18 protein-coding genes are annotated in these 19,788 nt (G+C 67.5%); 10 read left to right on the top strand and 8 right to left on the bottom strand.

Annotated elements, in window-relative coordinates:
* The first annotated feature begins 219 nt into the window (after positions 1-219).
* The 5 genes from CFB82_RS22295 to CFB82_RS22315 all read left to right on the top strand — a co-directional run bounded on the left by CFB82_RS22295 (position 220) and on the right by CFB82_RS22315 (position 5,630).
* On the top strand, positions 220-1,290 hold the full coding sequence (locus CFB82_RS22295) for an NAD(P)H-dependent flavin oxidoreductase (RefSeq protein WP_089485308.1): 1,071 nt from the start codon (positions 220-222) through the stop codon (positions 1,288-1,290).
* A gap of 80 nt (positions 1,291-1,370) precedes the next feature.
* Positions 1,371-2,825 carry a M20 family metallopeptidase gene (locus tag CFB82_RS22300; protein ID WP_046548379.1) on the top strand — a complete coding sequence of 485 codons (1,455 nt, stop codon included), beginning with the start codon at positions 1,371-1,373 and terminating at the stop codon, positions 2,823-2,825.
* 55 nt (positions 2,826-2,880) lie between these two features.
* Positions 2,881-3,990, top strand: coding sequence for a malate/lactate/ureidoglycolate dehydrogenase (locus CFB82_RS22305; protein WP_089485309.1), 1,110 nt, complete (start codon positions 2,881-2,883; stop codon positions 3,988-3,990).
* Positions 3,960-4,742: a TfoX/Sxy family protein gene (locus CFB82_RS22310; protein WP_256990427.1), complete on the top strand. Its 783-nt coding sequence runs from the start codon at positions 3,960-3,962 to the stop codon at positions 4,740-4,742. Before CFB82_RS22305 ends, CFB82_RS22310 begins: the two co-directional genes overlap by 31 nt.
* Positions 4,743-5,051: 309 nt before the next feature.
* On the top strand, positions 5,052-5,630 hold the full coding sequence (locus CFB82_RS22315; protein ID WP_069252174.1) for an NnrU family protein: 579 nt from the start codon (positions 5,052-5,054) through the stop codon (positions 5,628-5,630).
* Positions 5,631-5,698: 68 nt separating this feature from the next.
* Here the strand turns inward: CFB82_RS22315 and CFB82_RS22320 are convergent, their stop codons facing one another.
* Together CFB82_RS22320 and CFB82_RS22330 are read right to left on the bottom strand one after the other, a co-directional pair.
* Positions 5,699-7,078, bottom strand: coding sequence for an amino acid permease (locus tag CFB82_RS22320; protein ID WP_089485310.1), 1,380 nt, complete (start codon positions 7,076-7,078; stop codon positions 5,699-5,701).
* 298 nt (positions 7,079-7,376) lie between these two features.
* The gene (locus CFB82_RS22330; RefSeq protein ID WP_069252172.1) at positions 7,377-8,114 is read right to left on the bottom strand and encodes a sulfite exporter TauE/SafE family protein; all 738 of its coding nucleotides are present in this window, start codon (positions 8,112-8,114) and stop codon (positions 7,377-7,379) included.
* A 620-nt stretch (positions 8,115-8,734) separates the two neighbouring features.
* Here CFB82_RS22330 and CFB82_RS22335 point away from each other — a divergent pair.
* A complete protein-coding gene (locus CFB82_RS22335; RefSeq protein WP_089485311.1) occupies positions 8,735-10,030 on the top strand; it encodes a right-handed parallel beta-helix repeat-containing protein in 1,296 nt (431 codons plus the stop codon).
* 47 nt (positions 10,031-10,077) lie between these two features.
* Here CFB82_RS22335 and CFB82_RS22340 read toward each other — a convergent pair whose 3' ends face one another.
* Both CFB82_RS22340 and CFB82_RS22345 read right to left on the bottom strand, forming a co-directional pair.
* The gene (locus tag CFB82_RS22340) at positions 10,078-10,656 is read right to left on the bottom strand and encodes a DUF488 domain-containing protein (protein ID WP_089485312.1); all 579 of its coding nucleotides are present in this window, start codon (positions 10,654-10,656) and stop codon (positions 10,078-10,080) included.
* Positions 10,653-10,880, bottom strand: a complete 228-nt coding sequence (locus CFB82_RS22345; RefSeq protein WP_089485313.1) for a DUF2945 domain-containing protein — start codon at positions 10,878-10,880, stop codon at positions 10,653-10,655. Before CFB82_RS22345 ends, CFB82_RS22340 begins: the two co-directional genes overlap by 4 nt.
* Before the next feature lie 238 nt (positions 10,881-11,118).
* On the opposite strand from CFB82_RS22345, the gene CFB82_RS22350 reads away from it, so the two are divergent.
* The gene (locus CFB82_RS22350) at positions 11,119-11,541 is read left to right on the top strand and encodes a hypothetical protein (RefSeq protein WP_089485314.1); all 423 of its coding nucleotides are present in this window, start codon (positions 11,119-11,121) and stop codon (positions 11,539-11,541) included.
* 72 nt (positions 11,542-11,613) lie between these two features.
* Here the strand turns inward: CFB82_RS22350 and CFB82_RS22355 are convergent, their stop codons facing one another.
* The 3 genes from CFB82_RS22355 to codB are packed head-to-tail and all read right to left on the bottom strand — an operon-like array spanning position 11,614 to position 14,925.
* Entirely contained in the window at positions 11,614-12,291 is a 678-nt protein-coding gene (locus CFB82_RS22355; RefSeq protein WP_089485315.1) for a TetR/AcrR family transcriptional regulator, read from the bottom strand.
* Between the two features lie 40 nt (positions 12,292-12,331).
* A complete protein-coding gene (codA, locus tag CFB82_RS22360) occupies positions 12,332-13,585 on the bottom strand; it encodes a cytosine deaminase (protein WP_089485316.1) in 1,254 nt (417 codons plus the stop codon).
* 44 nt (positions 13,586-13,629) lie between these two features.
* Positions 13,630-14,925: a cytosine permease gene (codB, locus tag CFB82_RS22365; RefSeq protein ID WP_373558842.1), complete on the bottom strand. Its 1,296-nt coding sequence runs from the start codon at positions 14,923-14,925 to the stop codon at positions 13,630-13,632.
* A 284-nt stretch (positions 14,926-15,209) separates the two neighbouring features.
* On the opposite strand from codB, the gene CFB82_RS22370 reads away from it, so the two are divergent.
* The 3 genes from CFB82_RS22370 to CFB82_RS22380 all read left to right on the top strand — a co-directional run bounded on the left by CFB82_RS22370 (position 15,210) and on the right by CFB82_RS22380 (position 18,573).
* Complete coding sequence (locus CFB82_RS22370; RefSeq protein ID WP_089485318.1) at positions 15,210-16,499, top strand: NAD(P)/FAD-dependent oxidoreductase; 1,290 nt, start codon at positions 15,210-15,212, stop codon at positions 16,497-16,499.
* A gap of 17 nt (positions 16,500-16,516) precedes the next feature.
* Complete coding sequence (locus tag CFB82_RS22375) at positions 16,517-17,074, top strand: helix-turn-helix domain-containing protein (RefSeq protein ID WP_089485319.1); 558 nt, start codon at positions 16,517-16,519, stop codon at positions 17,072-17,074.
* A gap of 152 nt (positions 17,075-17,226) precedes the next feature.
* Positions 17,227-18,573, top strand: a complete 1,347-nt coding sequence (locus tag CFB82_RS22380) for a glutamine synthetase family protein (protein ID WP_089485320.1) — start codon at positions 17,227-17,229, stop codon at positions 18,571-18,573.
* A gap of 26 nt (positions 18,574-18,599) precedes the next feature.
* On the opposite strand, the gene CFB82_RS22385 is transcribed toward CFB82_RS22380, so the two are convergent.
* Positions 18,600-19,775 (bottom strand): FAD-dependent oxidoreductase, encoded by a 1,176-nt coding sequence (locus CFB82_RS22385; protein WP_089485321.1) that lies wholly within the window; start codon positions 19,773-19,775, stop codon positions 18,600-18,602.
* Between the last annotated feature and the right edge of the window lie 13 nt (positions 19,776-19,788).

The raw sequence follows: 19,788 nt of genomic DNA on the forward strand, positions 1-19,788 counted from the left end.
CTGTGTAGCAAGGATCTGGGCGTTTTCGTTGGTCTCGGCCATGGATGGTGGATCACGCTGCTGAAGCTGTCGTGGATAATCGTTTTTCCCGAATCGGTTAAATCAATTCGTGACGTAAATGCCGCCGCAATCGGGGTTCGGGTTTGTCGGTTAATATCGAGCGCATCAAACGCGCGCCGCCGGCGCGCGACCACTGCTTCTTCCCCGACGACGATTCCGATGACGACGCTGCCTTCCCGTTTGCCGCTGGTCCAGGCCCCGATGGTCGGTTCGCTGAGCCCGCTCGCGATCGCGGTGTGCGAAGCCGGCGGGCTCGGCTCGCTCGCGTGCGCGGCGCTCGGCCCGCAGCAACTGCGCGACGAGATCGAGGCGATTCGTGCGCGCACAAGCGCACCGTTCAACGTGAACTTCTTCTGCCATACGCCGCCGGCCCCCGACGCCGAGGTCGAGGCACGCTGGCGTGCGGCGCTCGCCGGTTATTACGCGGAAGCCGGGCTCGATCCGGCCGCCGTGAAGGGCGGCCCCGGCCGCGCGCCGTTCGACGATGCGATGTGCGCGGTCGTCGAGGAACTGCGCCCGGCCGTCGTCAGCTTCCATTTCGGGTTGCCGGATGATGCGTTGCTCGAGCGCGTGCGGCGTACGGGCGCGTGGGTCGTGTCGTCCGCGACGACCGTCGAGGAAGCGCGCTGGCTCGATGCGCGCGGCGTCGATGCGATCGTCGCGCAGGGCGCGGAGGCCGGCGGCCATCGCGGGATGTTCCTGACCGACGACATCCATGCGCAACCGGGCCTGTTCGCGCTGCTGCCGCAGATCGTCGACGCGGTGCGCGTGCCGGTGATCGCGGCCGGCGCGATCGCCGACGGGCGCGGCATCGCGGCTGCGTTCGCGCTCGGCGCGCGCGCGGTGCAGATCGGCACGGGCTACCTGCTGACGCCGCAGGCCGGCCGCTCGGCGCAGCATCGTGCGGCGGTGCGCGCCGCGCGCGACGACGGCACGCGCATGACCAACCTGTACACGGGCCGCCCCGCGCGCGGGCTGCTGACGCGCTTCATGCGCGAGCAGGGGCCGATGAGCGCACGCGCGCCGGCGTTCCCGCTCGCGACGGCCGCGGTCGATCCGCTGCGCGGCGCGTTCGAGCGGCAGGGCCGCGACGACTTCTCGCTGCTGTGGTCGGGCGAGGCCGCGGCGCTCGCGCGTGAAGCGGATGCGGGCGAACTGACGCAACGCCTGTGGCGCGACGCGCTGGCGTGCGCGGCGGGGCTGCGCGACGCGTTCCCGCAGGCGGTCTGAGCGACCGGGAAGGGGGCGCCGGTACGGGAGCATCGGCGTATCATCTGGGTTTTCGTCAGCCCGATCCAGGCACCCCCACCATGACCTCCGTCGACACTACCCCCGTCCTCGACCATGACAAGCTCGTTACCTTCATCGAGCGCAAGTGGAACGATGAAATCCTCCACGCGCTGACCGACTACATCGCGATCCCCGCGAAGAGCCCCGCATTCGACCCCGACTGGGCGAAGCGCGGCTATCTCGAGCGCGTCGTCACCGATGCCGCGCAGTGGGCCGAGCGCCAGCCCGTGAAGGGCCTGAAGCTCGAAATCGTGCGCCTGCCCGGCCGCACGCCGGTGATCTTCTTCGAATCGCCCGCCACGCGTTCCGGCAGCACCGACACGATCCTGCTGTACGGCCACCTCGACAAGCAGCCCGAATTCGACGGCTGGCGCGCGGACCTCGGCCCGTGGACGCCGAAGTACGAGAACGGCAAGCTGTACGGCCGCGGCGGCGCGGACGACGGTTATGCGATCTACGCGAGCCTCGCGGCGCTCGGCGCGCTCGACGAGCAGGGCATCGAGCGGCCGCGCTGCGTCGGCCTGATCGAGACCTGCGAGGAATCGGGCAGCTACGACCTGCTGCCGTACGTCGACGCGCTGCGCGACCGGCTCGGCCAGGTGTCGCTCGTCGTGTGCCTCGATTCGGGCGCCGGCAACTACGACCAGATGTGGCTTACCACGTCACTGCGCGGGCTCGTGTCCGGCGACCTGCAGGTCGAGGTGCTCGAGGAGGGCGTGCACTCGGGCGTGTTCGGCGGCATCGCGCCGTCGAGCTTCCGCGTGATGCGCCAGCTGTTCGAGCGCCTCGAGGATGCGAAGAACGGCAACCTGCTGCCGGGCGTGTTCCATTGCGAGATTCCGGACAGCCGCGTGCGCGAAGCCGAAGCGGCCGCGTCGATTCTCGGCGACGCCGTGTGGAAGGGGCTGCCGTGGGCGTGCGGCGCGGACGGCAAGCCGGTGCTGCCGACCACGACCGATCCGCGCGAGGCGCTGCTGAATTCGACGTGGCGTCCGTCGCTGTCGGTCACCGGCGCGGCCGGCCTGCCGGCGCTCGCCGACGCGGGCAACGTGCTGCGTCCGCGCACCGCGTTCAAGCTGTCGCTGCGCCTGCCGCCGCTCGTCGACGCCGCGCAGGCCGTGCAGCAACTGAAGGAATTGCTCGAACTCGATCCGCCGTACAACGCGAAGGTCACGTTCAAGCCGGACGCGGGCGCCGCGACGGGCTGGAGCGCACCGGATCTCGCGCCGTGGCTCGCGTCGTCGCTCGATGCCGCGTCGCGCCGCCACTTCGGCGCCGATTGCGCGTACATGGGCCTCGGCGGCACGATCCCGCTGATGAACGTGCTGCAGGAAGGGTTCCCGTCCGCGCAGTTCATGGTGTGCGGCGTGCTCGGGCCGAAGTCGAACGCGCACGGCCCGAACGAATTCCTGCACGTGCCGTATGCGAAGAAGCTGACGGCGGCGGTCGCGGACGTGATCGCGACCGCGCGCTGATTGCTTCGCGCTCAGCAGTGACAACTGTCCGACCCAACCTCACGGAGCCTTGCCGATGACCGCACTGCCGACGCCCGATACCGACCCGCTGCGCATGCGCGCCGAACCGCTGCATGCATTCGTCGCGGCACTCTGGGAACGGGCCGGCAGCAGTGAGCGCGAGGCCAGGCTCGTCGCCGATCACCTGGTCGGCGCGAATCTCGCGGGCCACGATTCGCACGGGATCGGAATGATCCCGAACTACGTCGCGTCGTGGCGGGAAGGGCAGCTGCAGTTGAACGGGCACGCGTCGATCGTCCGCGATGGCGGTGCGGTGCTGACGATCGACGGCGGTCGCGGCTTCGGCCAGGTGATCGCGTTCGAGGCGATGGTCGAAGGGATCGACCGCGCCCGACGCATGGGCATCTGCGCGATCGGGCTGCGCGACGTGCATCATCTCGGCCGCATCGGGCACTGGGCCGAGCAGTGCGCGCGTTCGGGGCTCGTGTCGTTCCATTTCGTCAACGTGCCGGGCGACCTGCTGGTCGCGCCGCTGCACGGCACCGATCCGCGCTTCGGCACGAACCCGTTCTGCGCCGCCTATCCGCGTGCGGGCCGGCCGCCGCTGCTGCTCGATTTTGCGACGAGCGCGATCGCGTACGGCAAGACGCGCGTCGCGTACAACCAGGGCAAGCGTGTGCCGGCCGGCTCGCTGATCGACCATCGCGGCCAGCCGACCGACGATCCGGCCGTGATGCACGAGCAGCCGTTCGGCGCGCTGCTGCCGTTCGGGCTGCACAAGGGGTACGCGCTGGCGGCGATGTGCGAGATTTTCGGCGGCGCGCTCGTCGGCGGGCATACGACCTACGGCGACACGCTGCAGAAGACGAGCGCGATCGTCAACGGGATGCTGTCGGTGCTGATCGATCCGAACGCGTTCGATGCGGCCGACGCGCAACGCGAAGCCGATGCGTTCGTCGCGTGGGCGAAGGCGTCGCCGCAGGCCGGCGATGCGCCGGTGCAAGTGCCGCGCGAGCCGGAGGAAGCGAGCCGTGCGGCGCGCGGTGCCGGCGGCATTCCGGTCGACCGCGCGACGTGGCGGCAGATTCGCGAGAGCGCGGCGGCGGTCGGCTTCGACGAAGCTGAGCTCGACGCGTGGACGCAGCGCTGCACGGCATCCGCATGAGCTGGCAATCGGAAAAGGCGCACGGCGAGGAGATCGCGTATCAGCTCGCGCCGCTCGGCAACGTCACGGTCGTGCGCTTCTTCAGCGGTGCGGCGATGCGGCTCGACGGCGTGATGTTCGGCTTCATGTCGCGCGGGTCGCTGTTCCTGCGTGTGGACGACGTGAACCGCCCGGCGTTCATCGCGGCGGGGATGGGGCCGTTCTCGTACGAGCGGCCCACGCGCACGGTTTCGCTCGACGGCTATTACGAAACGCCGGCCGACGTGCTCGAGGATGCCGGCGCGCTGTTCGACTGGTGCCGCAGCGCGTATCGCGCGGCGCTGCTGGCGGGGCCGCCGAAGCGCAAGGCGAGGGCTGTGCCGAAAGCGAAGCCGATACAGGAAGCGAAACCGGCGTCGAAGCGGGCCGCCAAGCCGGTATCGAAAGTGTCACCGAAAGCGGCGCCTGCGCAGGAAGCCAAGCTGGTATCGAAGCGAGTCGGCAAGCCGGCATCGAAAGCGTTACCGAAAGCGGCGCGAGTTACGGAAGCTACGCCGGCGTCGAAGCGAACCGCCAAGCCGGTATCGAAGGTACTGCCGAAAGCGGCGCCGGTTCAAGAAGCGAAGCCCACCTCGAAGCGAGCGGCCAAACCGGCATCGAAAGCGTTGCCCAAGCCTGCTTCTGCCCAGGAATCCAAGCCCGCATCGAAGCGAACCACCAATCCGACGTCGACACCTGCGGCGAAATCCCCGGCGAAGCGCAAGCAAACATAGTGCCCGTCGCGCGAAGCGAAAGCCGCGCGATTTTTCCTTTTTGTCGGCCCGGCCGTCGCCCGGCGATTCACGCGACATGCGCCGGCTGGCGCAAGGGCGGCCGGGGAGGGACACAGTCACGAAAGCGTCAAGCGCGTGGCGCACCGCACATCCCCATGCTTCACAACGGCGGCCCCGGCGTTTATGATCGGCGCGGGTTGCACCCGTGCCTGGCGCGACCCGCGCCGGTCTCGCCGCCGGCGCCGCGAACGGCGCATCGCACGCCGCGCGGGACGCTTCCCCACTCATCATTCCAGACGGAGACAGCCGATGCTCGTCCTGATTCTCGGTTTAGCGATCTTCCTCGGTGTGCACTCGATCCGGATCGTCGCGGACGGCTGGCGGTCAGCGACGATCGAGCGGATCGGCGAGAAGCGCTGGAAGGGCCCCTATGCGATCGCGTCGATCATCGGCTTCGTGCTGATCATCTGGGGGTACGGCATCGCGCGCCAGGGCGCGACGCTGCTGTGGGTGTCGCCCGTCGGCGTGCGCCACCTCACCGGCATGCTGACCGCGATCGCCTTCGTGCTGATCGCCGCCTCCTACGTGCCCGGCAACCGCATCAAGACGCTCGTCGGCCATCCGATGGTGGCCGGCGTGGCGGTGTGGGCCATCGCGCACCTGCTCGCGAACGGCACGCTGCACGCAGTCGTGCTGTTCGGCGCCTTCTTCGTGTGGGCGCTGGTCGATTTCGTCGTGTGGCGCGCGCGTGATCGCCGCGAAGGCGTGCGCTATCCGGCGGGCAGGCTGTCGGGCGACGTCGTGGCAATCGTGGCCGGGCTCGTCGTGTGGGCCGTCTTCGCGTTCTTCCTGCACGGCTGGCTGATCGGCGTGCGGCCGTTCGGCTGATTGGCCGAGAGGTTGAGCGACTGAGCGGCGGCCGACCGGCGCGCCGCTCGCCCGCCCGGGGGCAATGGTCAGCGCGCCTTCGCGCCGGCCGTATCGCCGAGTTGCACCGGCTTGCGGCGCAGGAAATAGGCCGCGACGATCGCCAGCGCCGTCAATACCGTGAACCAGAACTGGAAGCGCGAATCCGGGTTGAACGCCTGCGAGCCGAGCACGGCCACCAGCGCCAGCAGCGCGATCCAGTTCGACACCGGATAAAACCACGCGCGGAACGCCTGCGGATCGCGTGGTGCGTGCTTCTCCTGCCGGCGCATCGCGAAGTGCGCGACGATGATGAAGATCCACACGATCATCACGAACGCGCCGCTGCTCTTCGCGAGCATCAGGAACAGGTCGCCGCCGCTCACGAAGTGAACGCCGAGGATCGACACGCAGATCGCGAGGCACAGCACGAGCGCGTTCATCGGCACGCCTTTCGCGTTGGTCCGGCCGAACAGCGCGGGCGCGTGGCCGCGCTGGCTGAGCGAGAACAACATGCGTGAGTTCGAGAACAGGAACGAGTTCATTACCGACATGAACGATACGAACAGCACGATCTTCATCGCGACGGCCGCGCCCGAGAAGCCCGCCATGCTGAACAGCGACACGTACGGCGATTTCAGGTTGGCCTTGTCGGTCCACGGCATGCACAGGATCAGGATCGACACCGAGCCGACGTAGAACACCATCACGCGCACGATCACGCTCTTGATCGCACGGATCACGTTCTTGCTCGGATTCTCGGATTCGCCCGCCGCAACGGCCGCGATTTCGCTGCCGCCGAGCGAGAAGATCACGACCATCACGCCGGCGAGCACGGGCGACATGCCGTTCGGCATGAAGCCGCCGTGATCGGTCAGGTTCACGAGCCCCGGCGCGGGAATGCGCGGCTGGAAGCCGAGCAGGATCGATGCGCCGAGCGCCATGAAGATGATGATCGTCGTCACCTTCGCGAACGACAGCCAGTATTCCGCTTCGCCGAACGAGCGCACCGAGTACGCGTTGCTCGCGATCAGCGTGACGAGCATGAATAGCGCGCCGCCCCACACGGGCAGCCACGGCAGGAAATCATGGAGGATCGCACCGAGCAGGATCGCCTCGACGGTGATCGTCATCATCGACTTGAACCAGTACAGCCAGCCGACCGCGAAGCCGGCCCATTCGCCGAGATAACTGCTGGCGTAGGTGGAGAACGACCCGCTGTCGGGGTTGCGGGACGCCATTTCGCCGAGCATGAACATGACCAGCGTGACGATCACGCCGCCGATCAGGTACGACAGGATCGCCGCGGGGCCGGCGGTCGCGATGATGGCGCCGGAGCCGACGAACAGGCCCGCGCCGATCACGCCACCAAGCGCGATCATCGTGATGTGCCGTTGCTTGAGGCTTTGCCTCAACGAGTTGTCCTGCATCTCCTACCTCTAGTTATTGTTGGCCCGCTGGCCGGGAGCGCATCGGGCAGCGCGGCGGCGAGCGTTCTGCCGCCGCATGGGCGCCGATGTCGAGGGAGCGTGTGTGACGCGATGTGCCGGGCCGCCGGCGGTGAATCGGAATGGCGGCCGCGAAGTGCCGGTCGGTGCCCGCGAGCGGGCGATGACGACGACCTCCCGGATTGTGGGCGGACACCGCCGTCACGGCAAACGAGATATGCGAAAGACGTCTTGCGGTTTGCTCATCAATTGCCGCGGCGGCGGCAGGCGTGTGCGCGCGTCAGATCGGCTTGACGAACAACCCGACGGTCAGCGCCGCGCCGATACAGACGATCCCGATCCGCAGCACGCGTTCGTTCACGCGATGCAGCGCCCACGTGCCGAGCAGCCCGCCGACGATCGCGCCGCCGCCGAGCGCGAGCGCCTTGCCCCAGTGCAGGTGCGGCGACGTCAGGAACAGCACGACGGCCGATGCGTTCATCACGCCCGCGAGCGCGTTCTTCGTCGACATCGCGTGGCGCGGCGACAGGCCGGCCATCGTCAGCACGGCCATCATCAGGAAGCCGAGCCCGCCGCCGAAGTAGCCGCCGTAGATCGCGATCATGAACTGCGAGAGCGCGGCGGGGACGGTGCCGAGGTGGGCCGTGCCTTCGCTCGGCTTGCGGAAAAAGCTGCCCCACGCGAACACGATTGTCGCGAACAGCACGAGCCACGGCACGAGGCGCGAGAAGATCGACGACGGTGTTTTCAGCAACAGCAGCCCGCCAAGCGCACCGCCGACCACGCTGATGAAGAACATCGCGCGAAACGACAGCCTGCCGACGCCGCGCACCATCTTGCGGCTCGCCCAGCCGGTCGTGACCTGCGCGGGAAACAGCGCGACCGTCGACGTGATGTTCGCCGCGAGCGGCGACATGCCCGACACGATCAGCGCGGGCAGCGTGACGAACGAGCCGCCGCCGGCCAGGGTGTTCTGCAGTCCGGCCCACAGGCCGGCGAGGATGACGAGAGCGAGCATCGGAGAGGGAGCGGGAGCGGAAGGTGACGGGGCTCACCTGCCGGAAGCGGGCAGGCGCGGCGAACGCACGATGGTAATGCAGGACCGCGGGCGGCGTGAACTGGTGTGATCGCAGTGTCGTCGCGGGCCTTCCTGGCCGGCGCAAGCGACGATGCCACACCGCCCGCGACCAAGGTCGAGGATGGCCCGGACGGGCGGTCTTACGACATCGCGCGGCCAATGTCGGATTGTCGAACGACGCGCGCGAAATAGACTGGTAGATGAGCGGTGGGAAAGAGCCGGCAGGGTTGGGGGCAGTCGGCGCCCGGTGCGCTCGGGAACGCAGTTCCTGTTGACGGGTTCGATTCCGGCCACGCGGTGCCGGCGCGCCGGAATCGGGCCGCCTTTTCTCGGGGGACACGCATGCGCGCCGGCGGGCGAACAGGCGACCGGGTGTCGATCGCGGCCACGCGACGGCGCTTCGTTGCCGGTGCTCCGTCGTATCGGCGGAGCACATGAATGTCGCAGTCGGGATCGTTCGGCGCGTGTGCTGCGCGCCGTGCGATCGCCGTTGCTCGAACGCCTCGCGACCGTCAGCCGTTGGCCGGTCGTCGCGGGCGAACGGGCGAGAGAGAACAACCATGACAAAGTCGTTTCGAGGGGTCGGTCCGAGTACGGCCGTCTGTCTGATCTGCACCGCATGTTTCGCCGCATCGCCGGCGGCCGCCTACATGCCGGGCGGCCCGCGGCACGCGTATCCGTCGCGCAGCGCGCAGGGTCTTCCAACCGTGACCGTCCAGCCGATGGCGAACGGCGGCGACCAGGCCGACGCGCTGCAGGCCGCGTTCGATGCATTGCAGCCGGGCCAGCGCCTCGTGCTCGCGCCGGGACGCTATGCCGTCGGCCGGTCGCTGACGGTGTCCGGAACGAACGTCGTGATCTCGGGCTATGGTGCGACGCTGGTCGCGACGGATCCGGCCAATCAGACCATCATGATGAGCGGCAGCGGTTCGACGCTCGTCGGCGTCACGCTGGTCGGCACGGGTACGACGCGGCTGACGACGCCCGCATCGACGAAGGTCGAGGTGACGGGCACCGGCGTCCAGGTGCTCGGCGTGACGATCCAGGGTGGCGCCAGCGCCGGGATCTTCATCTTCGGCGGCAGCAACGTGGCGATCGTGGGCAACACCGTGCAGGCGACGCTGGCCGACGGCATCCACACCACCTACGGCTCGACCAACGTGCTGGTGCGCGGCAACACGGTGAAGGACACCGGCGACGACCTGATCGCCGTCGTCAGCTATCAGGGCGACGGCCGTCTCAACGCCAACGTGCTGATCGACGGGAATACGGTGTCCGGCAACGACTGGGGGCGCGGCATCGCCGTGGTCGGCGGGCGGTCCGTGACGATTTCGAACAACACCGTCAGCGGCGTTCAGAAGGCGGCCGGCATCCTGATCGCGCAGGAGGATAGCTGGAAGACCTACGGCGTGTCGGACGTGGTGATCGAGAACAACGTCGTCGGCGCGATTCAGGACGGCACGAATGCGAACAACGGCCTGCCGCCTACCCAGCAGGGCGCAATCGAACTCGATACCTGGTCGGGGACGGTGTCGTACGTCGTCGTGAAGGGCAACCGCGTATCGGGCTCGGGCTATGCCGGCTTCCGGGCGTTGGGGAACGTCTGCCATTTCGCGGTGGCCGACACGACGCTCGCGTCGATCGCCGGCATGCCGGTGTCGCTGCTGACGAACAACTGCCCGGCCGCCGATATCGTCGCGTACGGCAATTCACTGGGCGGCGTGGCGTTGGCACCGCCGGTTGGCGCTTCCCCATCCGGGACGATTCCGGCCGGCGGCGCGGTGACGTCGGGGATGCCGGTGGTGCGCACGAGCCTGATGCAGGCGAATGGCGCGCCCGCATCGGCGCGGAACTGACGATGTTCGTGACGCGTCGCCGGCCGTGCAGTCGAACGGGCGCCGCGCTATGCGTTCGGGGGCGCGGTTGCCCCCGGCGCCGTGGTGTCGTCCCCGGCGTCCGGATAGACGATCGTGCCGTCGGGCCGGATCACCGCGCCGGCCGTCAGGTGCGCGGGTTCCACGCGGTGGGGGCCCATGATGTGCAGCACCGTTTCGCCGCGTGCGATCAGGTAGTCGGACACGATCCGCCGGTGGCAGCGCCACCACACCGCTTCCGAGCACATGATCGCGCAGCGCTGCGCATGCCCCTGCGCGATCAGCCGGTCGAGGCCGTCGCGAAATTCGGGTGACAGTGCGTAATCGGCATAGCGGTGGAAGCTCGGGTTGGTCCAGAAGTCGTTGACGTCGCCGGGCACGCCGCGCGACTTGCCGCGCAGCCCGCCGAGTGCGGCGATGTGTTCGTACGCGATATCGGCGGCGGCCAGCGCGTCCGGCAGCGTCGCTTCGTTGAACTGGGGATTGGCGCGCGAGCGCGTCATCTTGCGGATATCCGCGAGCAGCGCGATATCGACTGCGTCGAGCATCCCGACGAACGCGTCGAGCGTGCGGTTCGAGTGGCCGATCGTGTAGAACGGGAGCGTCATGCGTCGTCCTTGTCCGCGATGCGCTCGAGCACGCGGCCGCGATGCGCGGCGATGTGGTCGGTGCGGTCGCTCTTGATCTCGTACTGCGGATCGTCGGGCGACGCGCGATGGCGGTGGCCCTTGTAGTCGAAGTCCGCGGTGTGGATCGCGATGATCGTGCCGGTCACGTAGCCGGCCTCCGAATTCCACCGGACGTGGTCGCCCAGCTTGAACGGCGTCGTCATGCGGGAGACCCTCCTTGGGCGGTTGCGGTGTGCGTCGATCCTCACGGCGCGTGTCGTCATGCCGGGGGGGAACGGTGTTTTCATTATCGGCCGCGACCGTTCGCGGAAAAAGACACAGTCCGCTTAAACGCGCACTCCGGCCAGGGCAATGCCCGATTTAACGCTTCATTACGATGGGCCTTTCGGAAAGGTGTTAGATTCGCCCATCGATATTTCGCAAGGCGGAGAGGGCAGACAGATGCTGAAGAAACTGGCAGGGATGGCCGTGGTGGCGGGTGCGGCGGCGGTGGCGTCGCTGCCAGCCGTGGCAGGCGACACGAACAACGCACTGGGCGGCGCGCTGGGTGGCGTCGCCGGTGCGGCGGTCGGTAACGCGATTGGCGGCAGCACGGGCACCGTGATCGGCGGGGCAGTGGGTGGTGGCGCGGGCGGTGCGGTGACGTCGAACAAACACGAACGCACGGGCGCGATCGTCGGCGGCGCACTGGGCGGCGGCGCAGGCGCCGCTGCGGGCAACGCGATGGGCGGCACGGCCGGCGGGCTCGTCGGCGCCGGCTTGGGCGGCGGCGCGGGCGCGGCGCTGGGCGGCCACGTGTCGCGCAACAACTCGCGTTCCAACGATCGTCACCACGGCAACAAGAAGCGCCACAAGCACGACTGACCGGTGGTTCCCCGGCGAGTGTCGACGGCGCCGGGGTGCCGTGCATGAAGGGCGACGGAGGCGGTCAAGCGGTCAATCCGTCTTTCCGCCCCCGGTGATCAGCGCGTTGAGCACCAGATCCGAGATCGTGCGGTAAGCCGCGTCGAAATCGTCGTTTCCCAGCGCACGCTTGCCGAGCACCAGCAGCATCTGGGGGGCGAAATCCGCATATGCCTGCGTGGCGGCCCAGATCAGGAAGAACAGGTGCTCGGCATCGACCTGCCTGACCTTGCCTTCCTCGATCCAGCGTTCGAGCACCCGGATGTCGTCGCGCAACACCGGAATCAGCTGTTTGCGAATTTCCTTTCCGTAGGTCTTGGCCCCGCCGATGATCTCCAGCGCAAACACCCGCGATCCATGCGGGCGATTTCTGGAGAATTCGAGTTTGGCCCGGATATAGGCCGACATGGCTTCTGCGGGCTCGCGATCGGGCGCCGCAAACTCCCGCATCCTGCCGAGCCAGTCCCGCAATACGTCGTCCAGCACGCGTTGGTAGAGCGCCAGCTTCGTGGGGAAGTAGTACATCAGGTTCTGCTTCGACAGGCCGGCGGCCGCTGCGATAGTCGCAACGGAACTGCCCTCGAATCCGTCAATGGCAAACGATTCCTCGGCGGCGGCGAGAATGGTCGCCTCGAGCGTGTCGCGCAACGCTTCGCGCCGGCCGTGAGGCCGGCCGGGCGTTCCCGCAGTCGGCTCGGACGGGTGCCTCACGATGCTTCCTCCGGCATGTCGGACCGGCGACGTCGCCCGCTCAACGCGTGCCTGCTTCAGGATAGGTGATGCGTTCAGGCGTGCGCTGCATGATGACCTTCCCGGCACGGAGCGACAAGCGCACCTTGGCCTGCGTGCGAACCACTTCATAGTCGCAATCCGCGTCGAGGATCAGCAGATTGGCCGGGCGCCCGACAGCAACGCCATAGCGATCGCCCAGGGACATCGCACGGGCGCTGTGCTCCGTCACGAAGTCGAGGCATCGCTGCAGGTCTTCGTAGCCGAGCATGTGGCACACGTGCAGGCCGACGTCGAGGATGCGCAGGATGTTGCCGTTGCCGATCGGATACCACGGATCCTTGATCGAATCCTGTCCGAAGCACACGTTGATGCCGGCGCGATCGAGTTCCGCGACACGCGTAATGCCGCGTCGTTTCGGGAAGGTGTCGAAACGCCCCTGCAGGTGGATGCTTTCGGTCGGACACGAAACAAAATGGATTTCCGACCGCTTCAGCAACCGGAAAAGCTTCGAGCAGTAGGCGTTGTCGTAGGAACCCATCGCGGTCGTATGGCTGGCGGTGACGCGCGTGCCCATCCCGCGAACCCGCGCTTCCTCGGCAAGCACTTCCAGGAAGCGCGAGTGCGGATCGTCGGTTTCGTCGCAATGAACGTCGACCAGGCAGTCCTTGCGCGCCGCGAGATCCATCAGGAACTTGATGGAGCTCACGCCCTGGTCGCGCGTGTTCTCGAAATGCGGAATGCCGCCCACGACGTCGGCCCCCATGTCGATCGCGCGCTCCATCAGCGCACGTCCGTTCTCGAACGACTCGATGCCTTCCTGCGGGAAGGCGACGATCTGCAGATCGATGAGATCGCGTGCTTCGTCCCTGACCTCGAGCATCGCCTTCAACGCGGCAAGCGTGTGATCGGTGACGTCCACGTGCGTGCGCACGTGCTGGATGCCGTTGTCGCGCAACATCCCGATCGTGGTGTGGGCGCGGGCTTTCGTATCCTCATGGGTAATGGTGGCCTTGCGCTGGCCCCACCGCTCGATACCTTCGAACAGCGTGCCGCTCATGTTCCACTCGGGTTCGCCCGCGGTCAGCGTCGCATCCAGGTGGATATGCGGCTCGACCAGCGGCGGGATGACGAGATTGCTGCCCGCATCGATGACGTCGTCCCCTTGAGACGTCAGCGGCGACGGCTGGAGGTCGATGCCGCGAATCGTGCCCGCATCGATGTCGATCGTGAAGAGGCCGCTACGGCCGCGCAACCTGGCGTTGATGATTTTCATGAGGATTCCTGTGGTTCTGGGAAGCGGAAGAGGGGGCAGCGGAATCATTCACCCTGAACGGACGGCTCGCGCATGAACGCGCGGGCAAGCTGCAGCAGCACGATGTAGGCGGCGGCGGACGCCGCGATGCCGACGATCGGCGCGATCCACGGCGAGGTATAGGCGAGTCCGGTGCCGATGGCATACGCGGCCAGGCCGACCACGTTGAAGCGCGGAAGGCGGGCCGTGGCGAGCGACGGGTATTGCCCGCGATGGCGGTACCAGTAGTCCGCCATGATCACGCCGCCGACCGGCGGAATGATCGAGCCGAGCAGCACCAGGAACGGAATCAGCAACTCGTACATCCCGCCGACCGCGAGCACGATGCCGATCGCCGCGCCCACGAGTACGAGCGTGCGGCGCCGTTCGGTGCGCAGCAGATGGCATCCGGCGGCCGCCACGTTGTACATCGTCGGCCCCTGGATGGTCCACAGATTGAGGCACAGCATCACGACCGCCGCGATCGACAGGCCCTGCAGCATCATCACCTCGACGATGTCGGCTTGCTGATAGACGATCGCGCAGTATGCGCCCGCGATGATCATCAGGCCGTTGCCCGCGAAGAATCCGATCATGCTGGCCCAGACGGCGCTGCGCGCGCTGCGTGCGAGGCGGGTCCAGTTGGTGGCCTGGGTCGCGCCGCTGGCAAAGGTGCCGATGACCATCGTCACGGCGGCCGAGAACGGCATCGGATGAGACGGCGCGATATGCGTGAGGCCGGCCCACCCGCCGATATCGCGGGTGGCGATCCACATCGACGTCATCAGGAGCACGAACATCAACGGCACGGAGACGCGCGACAGCATATCCATGCCGCGATAGCCGATGATGGCCGTGATGGAAAATCCGAAGCCGAAGAGGATCATCAACGGCGTGGTAACGGAGGCCGGCCAACCCAGCAGCTTGACCAATACGATCGCCACCGTCGCGGTTCCCCATGCGTACCAGCCGAGTTCGGCGAAGCCGAGCAGGAAATCGGAGAGCTTGCTGCCGACTTCCCCGAAGCAGAATCGCCCCATCAGTACCGCGTTCAGGCCGCTGCGGGCGGCAATCAACGCAAGCGACGCCGCATAGGCGGCGAGCAACAGGTTTCCGATGACGGCGATCTGGATCGTGCTGACGACGTCGAACGCGACACCGATCTTGCCGCCGGCAAACATCGTTCCCGTGAAGAACGTGAAACTCAACAACACCATCGTGATGGACAGAAATCCGGTGCGTTTCTCGCGCGGGACTTCGCTCAGCGAGAATTCGCCGTGATCCGATTCGTCCATCGGGCTTGCATCCCGGTTCGTGGGCATCTTGTCTCCCGTCAGCGCTTGGGGTGGGTCTGAATGGGGTTACGGGGGCCGTGCTTGGATGGGTGACGCTCTGTTTCAGCGCGTCATTCTCTCAGTCCAAAATTTTTACAACCGTAAAAATTTCGTCCGAGTGGATGGCGGGAACATGCACCGGGCCGGCGCGGTTCACGCGCAAGGCGTGTCGTGTATCGGCCGATCCGGCGTTTTTTTGCCCGCTTGCCTCCGTGAAATTGCCGTGCTAATTTTTCATGAAATTTCTCGGCGTAAATTTCACGGGAGTCCGCATGTTCGTGCAGTCCGACCGTCACGTCGCAAGCTACTACGCCGGCACCTATCCGGCGCCGATCCCGCATCGTCCGGAGCTGGACGAACGCATCGACGCCGACGTGCTCGTCGTCGGCGCGGGTTTCAGCGGGCTGCATACGGCGTTGCGCCTGGCGCTGGCCGGCAAGCGCGTCGTCGTGCTCGAAGCGAGCCGCGTCGCGTGGGCCGCGTCGGGCCGCAACGGCGGGCAGGCGCTGCTCGGCTGGTCGTGCGACATGCAGCCGCTCGAGGATTCGCTCGGCCGCGACGGCGCGCGCCTGCTGTGGGACAGCATGCGCTGGGCCGCGGCCGAGGTGCGCGAACTGCCCGTTCGGCACGGTTTCGACATCGACTACCGGCCCGGCAGCCTGTGGGCGGCCGTGCGGCCGCGGCGTGTCGCGATGCTCGAGCAGGCGCGTGACGAGGCGGCCGAACGCTGGGGCTACGATCGGCTGCGCGTGATCGGCCGTGACGAGATGCCCGAATGGATCGGCGGCACGCGTTACCTTGCGGCGCTGCACGATCCCGAGGCCGGCCACCTGAATCCGCTGAAACTCGCGCTCGGCCTCGCGCAGACGATCGAGCGCACGGGCGGCCGCATCTTCGAGCAGAGCCGCGTGCTCGACTGCCGCGAGACGGCCGGCGGCCACATCGCCCGCACGGCACGCGGCGAAGTGCGCGCCGACGTGCTCGTGCTGGCCTGCAACGCGTATGTCGACCGGCTCGATCGCGATCTCGCGCGCCGCCTGCTGCCGGTCGGCACGTACCAGGTCGCCACCGCGCCGCTCCCGCCCGACGTCGCCCGTTCGCTGCTGCCGCAGAACAGTTGCGTGATCGACAACCAGTTCGTGCCCGACTATTTCCGCCTGAGCCCCGACAACCGGCTGCTGTTCGGCGGCGGCTGCACGTATCTCGGCGGCATTCCGGCCGATATCGCGGCGGCCACGCGCCCGCACCTCGAACGCGTGTTCCCGCAACTGGCCGGCGTGCCGCTCGATTACGCGTGGGGCGGCCATATCGACATCAGCATGCGCCGCACGCCGGACATCGGCCGCCACGGGCAGCGTTTCTGGCTGCAGGGGTTCTCGGGGCACGGCGTGCTGCCGACGCTCGCCGGTGCGCGCGCGGTGGCCGACGCGGTGCTCGGCGACGAACGCCTGCTCGCGCAGTACCAGCGCATCCGCAATCCGCGCTTCCCCGGCGGCGACCGGCTCGCCGCGCCGCTGGAAGCGATCGGCAAGGCCTGGTACCGTCTGCGCGATACCGTCTGACTGCACCGGAACCCACCATGAATGAACAGGAAGAGATAGAAAGCCTGGCGATCCTGATCCGCGACCTGCGCAAGCATCGCAAGGTCACGCTCAACGATCTCGCGGAACGGATCGGCCGCTCGGTCGGCTTTCTGTCGCAGGTCGAGCGCGGGCTGTCGCGCCCGACGGTGGCGGATCTCACCGCGATCGGCGAGGCGCTCGGCGTGCCGACCACGTATTTCTACAGCCTGAGCAAGCCGCGCAGCGTGCCGTGGGTCACGCGGTCCGACGAGCGGCGCACCGTGTATTACGCGGCCGGCATTACCGACATCCTCGTGTCGCCGAACATGCGCTCGCGCTTCTCGATCCTCGAAAGCCATCTCGCGCCGGGCGCGAGCAGCGGCGAGCGGCCCGTCGACGACAGCGACGAGCAGGGCGGTTTCGTGCTCGAAGGAGAACTGACGATCTGGGTCGATGGCGACGATACACCCGTCACGCTCGGCCCGAACGACGCATTCCAGCTTCCCGCGCACAAGCGCTTTCGTTATGCCAATTTGACCGATGCGCCGACGCGCGTGATCTGGGTATTCACCTGAGTGGTCGGCGGGGCGCGCGGTGATGCAGGCCACCGCGCCACGCAGCATGTTTGCAGTACTGATTTAAATGCGGCATTCGTTGTCGAGCATGCCGCATGAATCCGGTTCGCCGCATCGCGGCACCGCAATACAAGACATGGAAAGGATGAGACATGGCTGACGTCGTTCCCGCGCTGGTCGCCGAGGTCCGCGCATTCCGGCAGGCGCATCCCGAGATCCGTTATGTCGACCTGATCTGCCTCGACCTGCCCGGGCATTTCTACGGCAAGCGCTACCCGATCGATGCGCTCGAGAAGGTGGCGGCGGGCTCGCTGCTGAAACTGCCGCAGAACTGCATCCTGCTCGGCACGCAGGGCGGGCTCTACAAGATCGGCGACTACTGTTTCAACGACGGCGATCCGGATGCCGTGCGCCGGCTGATCCCCGGCACGCTGAAGCCGGTGACCTGGGAGAAGCAGCCGCTCGGCCAGATGCTGATCACGACGGACGGCACCGATGCGCCGGTCGAGTTCGAGCCGCGCGAGGTGCTCGCGCGCGTGCTGAGGCGACTCGCGCGGCGCGGCATCCGGCCGGTCGTCGCGTTCGAGCTCGAGTTCTACCTGTTTGCCGCGCAGCTCGAGGAGGGGATGCCGAAGTATCCGCGCGACCGCCTGTCCGATGATCGCGACGATCAGCCGAACATGCATATCGAGCGCCTGTCGCGCTTCTCCGACGTGCTGCACGAGATGGTCGACGTCGCGTGCGTGCAGGGAATCGACGCGACCGTGATCACCGCCGAGCTCGGGCCGGGCCAGTTCGAGATCAACTTCGGCCATTGCGACGACGGGTTGCGCGCGGCCGACTGGTCGGCGATGTTCTGCCGCAGCACGCGCGGCGTCGCATTACAGCACGGCTATCGCGCGAGCTTCATGGGTAAGCCGTACCTGCATGCGCCGGGCAGCGGGATGCACGTGCACGTGAGCCTCTACGACGATGCGGGGCGCAACCTGCTCGCGGTGGACGGGCAGCGGCCGCTGCGGCACGCGGTGGCCGGCTGCCTCGCGCTGCTGCCGCATTGCATGCCCGTGTTCGCACCGAATCACAATGCGTTCCGGCGTTACGGATCGATGGTGAATGCGGCGAGCCGCGCGAGCTGGGGCTTCGAGGATCGCGATGCATGCATCCGGATTCCCGAGTCGGATGCGCGCAACCTGCGGATCGAGCACCGGCTCGCGAGCGCGGATGCGAACCCGTACCTGGTGCTCGCGGCGATTCTTACCGGGATGGAGCACGGGCTCGACGCGAAGCTCGAGCCGATCGCGCCGCTCAACGAGGATCGCGGCAGCGGGATCGACTTTCCGAAGGAGATGCTGTCGGCCGTCGCGTCGATGCAGGATCACGCGGCCGTGCGCGAGGGGCTCGGCCGCGAGTTCGTGATGGTGTATTGCGAGAACAAGCGGCAGGAGGAGCTGGATTTCCGCAATGAGATCGGGGCGAGGGAGTATCGGTGGTTTCTGTGATCGAATGCCATCGCTTGCGCGTCTTGTCAGTCCCGCGCCGGCATCATCGGCAGGCCCGCCCCCCACGCGTTCGCGAGCGCTTCGATTTCTGCGACCGGATCGACCTGTCGCTCGGCTTCGTGCGTGTCATTGCCGAACAGCCGGTGAGCGAACTCGCGTGCACGTAGCGTGATCGCCGAGGTTTTCCGGGTGCGCCGCAGCGTGAACGCGGCGAGCGCTGCGTCGAGGTCGTTGCTTTGTCCATGCTCGTCGAGGCAGCGGGCGAGATGCCATGCGTCCTCGAGCGCCTGGCATGCGCCTTGTCCGGAGGTGGGGAGCGGCGCGTGCGCGGCATCGCCGATCAGCAGCACATTGCCGCGGTGCCATACGTCGACGGGATCGAGATCATGCACGCGGATCTTCGCGATGGTGCCCGGCGGTGTCGCGCGCATCACATCCGCGATGGGCGCGGGCCACCCGTCGAAGAGCCGTTCCAGCAGCGGGCCGGGATCGTCTGGCGCCCCATCGTCGCCATCGTCGATTTCAGCCTCGGCGCATGCCGCCGCCCAGTACATGCGATGCCGGTCCAGCGCGACGATGCCGAATCGTTCGCGCTGGCCCCAGTAGTCGAATATCGATACTTCGTCGACCAGCGGTACGGCGCTGTGCGCCACGCCGATCCAGTTGACGAATCCCTGATAGACGGGCGTGGCATTGCCGACCACGTAGCGTCGCGCGACGGAGTTCATGCGGCCGTCCGCGCCAATCACGAGCTCCGGAGTGATCGCCACGCCGTTTTCGAAGCGAACGACCGCGCGCCCATCGGTGCCGGTGTCGATCGCCGTCGCGCAGTGGCCGAAGCAGACTTCGATGTCGTGCGCGGCGACGTGACGCGCCAGCACGGCCTGCAGGTCGCGCCGCAGGATCGAGCGCGTCGGGAAACCCATGTGGCGGTCGAGTTCGCCGATATCGACGCGCTTGAACGGGGTGCCGTGCCGGTCCATGCACCGCATCGCGCGCAAGTGGCCGCTCACCGCTACGACGTCAGGCAGCAGGCCGAGTTGCTCGAGCACGAAGCCGGCATTCGGCCAGAGCACGACGCCGGCGCCCATCGTCGTTTCGGACGGCCTGCGTTCGTAGAGCCGTATCCGGTGCCCCTGCCGGCCAAGCGCAAGCGCGGTGCTCATGCCGGCCACGCCGGCGCCGAGAATGGCGATATCCATGTTGATGCTCCCG

The organism is Burkholderia sp. HI2714, from assembly GCF_002223085.1.
Taxonomy (GTDB): Bacteria; Pseudomonadota; Gammaproteobacteria; order Burkholderiales; family Burkholderiaceae; genus Burkholderia; species Burkholderia lata_D.

Excerpts from the sequence above, each read along its gene's own strand:
- CFB82_RS22340 (WP_089485312.1), bottom strand. The coding sequence starts at position 10,656 with ATGACGCTCCCGTTCTACACGATCGGCCACTCGAACCGCACGCTCGAC.
- CFB82_RS22295 (WP_089485308.1), top strand. The coding sequence starts at position 220 with ATGACGACGCTGCCTTCCCGTTTGCCGCTGGTCCAGGCCCCGATGGTC.
- CFB82_RS22300 (WP_046548379.1), top strand. The coding sequence starts at position 1,371 with ATGACCTCCGTCGACACTACCCCCGTCCTCGACCATGACAAGCTCGTT.
- CFB82_RS22380 (WP_089485320.1), top strand. The coding sequence starts at position 17,227 with ATGGCTGACGTCGTTCCCGCGCTGGTCGCCGAGGTCCGCGCATTCCGG.
- codB (WP_373558842.1), bottom strand. The coding sequence starts at position 14,925 with ATGCCCACGAACCGGGATGCAAGCCCGATGGACGAATCGGATCACGGC.
- CFB82_RS22370 (WP_089485318.1), top strand. The coding sequence starts at position 15,210 with ATGTTCGTGCAGTCCGACCGTCACGTCGCAAGCTACTACGCCGGCACC.
- codA (WP_089485316.1), bottom strand. The coding sequence starts at position 13,585 with ATGAAAATCATCAACGCCAGGTTGCGCGGCCGTAGCGGCCTCTTCACG.
- CFB82_RS22350 (WP_089485314.1), top strand. The coding sequence starts at position 11,119 with ATGCTGAAGAAACTGGCAGGGATGGCCGTGGTGGCGGGTGCGGCGGCG.
- CFB82_RS22330 (WP_069252172.1), bottom strand. The coding sequence starts at position 8,114 with ATGCTCGCTCTCGTCATCCTCGCCGGCCTGTGGGCCGGACTGCAGAAC.
- CFB82_RS22320 (WP_089485310.1), bottom strand. The coding sequence starts at position 7,078 with ATGCAGGACAACTCGTTGAGGCAAAGCCTCAAGCAACGGCACATCACG.
- CFB82_RS22315 (WP_069252174.1), top strand. The coding sequence starts at position 5,052 with ATGCTCGTCCTGATTCTCGGTTTAGCGATCTTCCTCGGTGTGCACTCG.
- CFB82_RS22305 (WP_089485309.1), top strand. The coding sequence starts at position 2,881 with ATGACCGCACTGCCGACGCCCGATACCGACCCGCTGCGCATGCGCGCC.
- CFB82_RS22345 (WP_089485313.1), bottom strand. The coding sequence starts at position 10,880 with ATGACGACGCCGTTCAAGCTGGGCGACCACGTCCGGTGGAATTCGGAG.
- CFB82_RS22385 (WP_089485321.1), bottom strand. The coding sequence starts at position 19,775 with ATGGATATCGCCATTCTCGGCGCCGGCGTGGCCGGCATGAGCACCGCG.
- CFB82_RS22375 (WP_089485319.1), top strand. The coding sequence starts at position 16,517 with ATGAATGAACAGGAAGAGATAGAAAGCCTGGCGATCCTGATCCGCGAC.
- CFB82_RS22335 (WP_089485311.1), top strand. The coding sequence starts at position 8,735 with ATGACAAAGTCGTTTCGAGGGGTCGGTCCGAGTACGGCCGTCTGTCTG.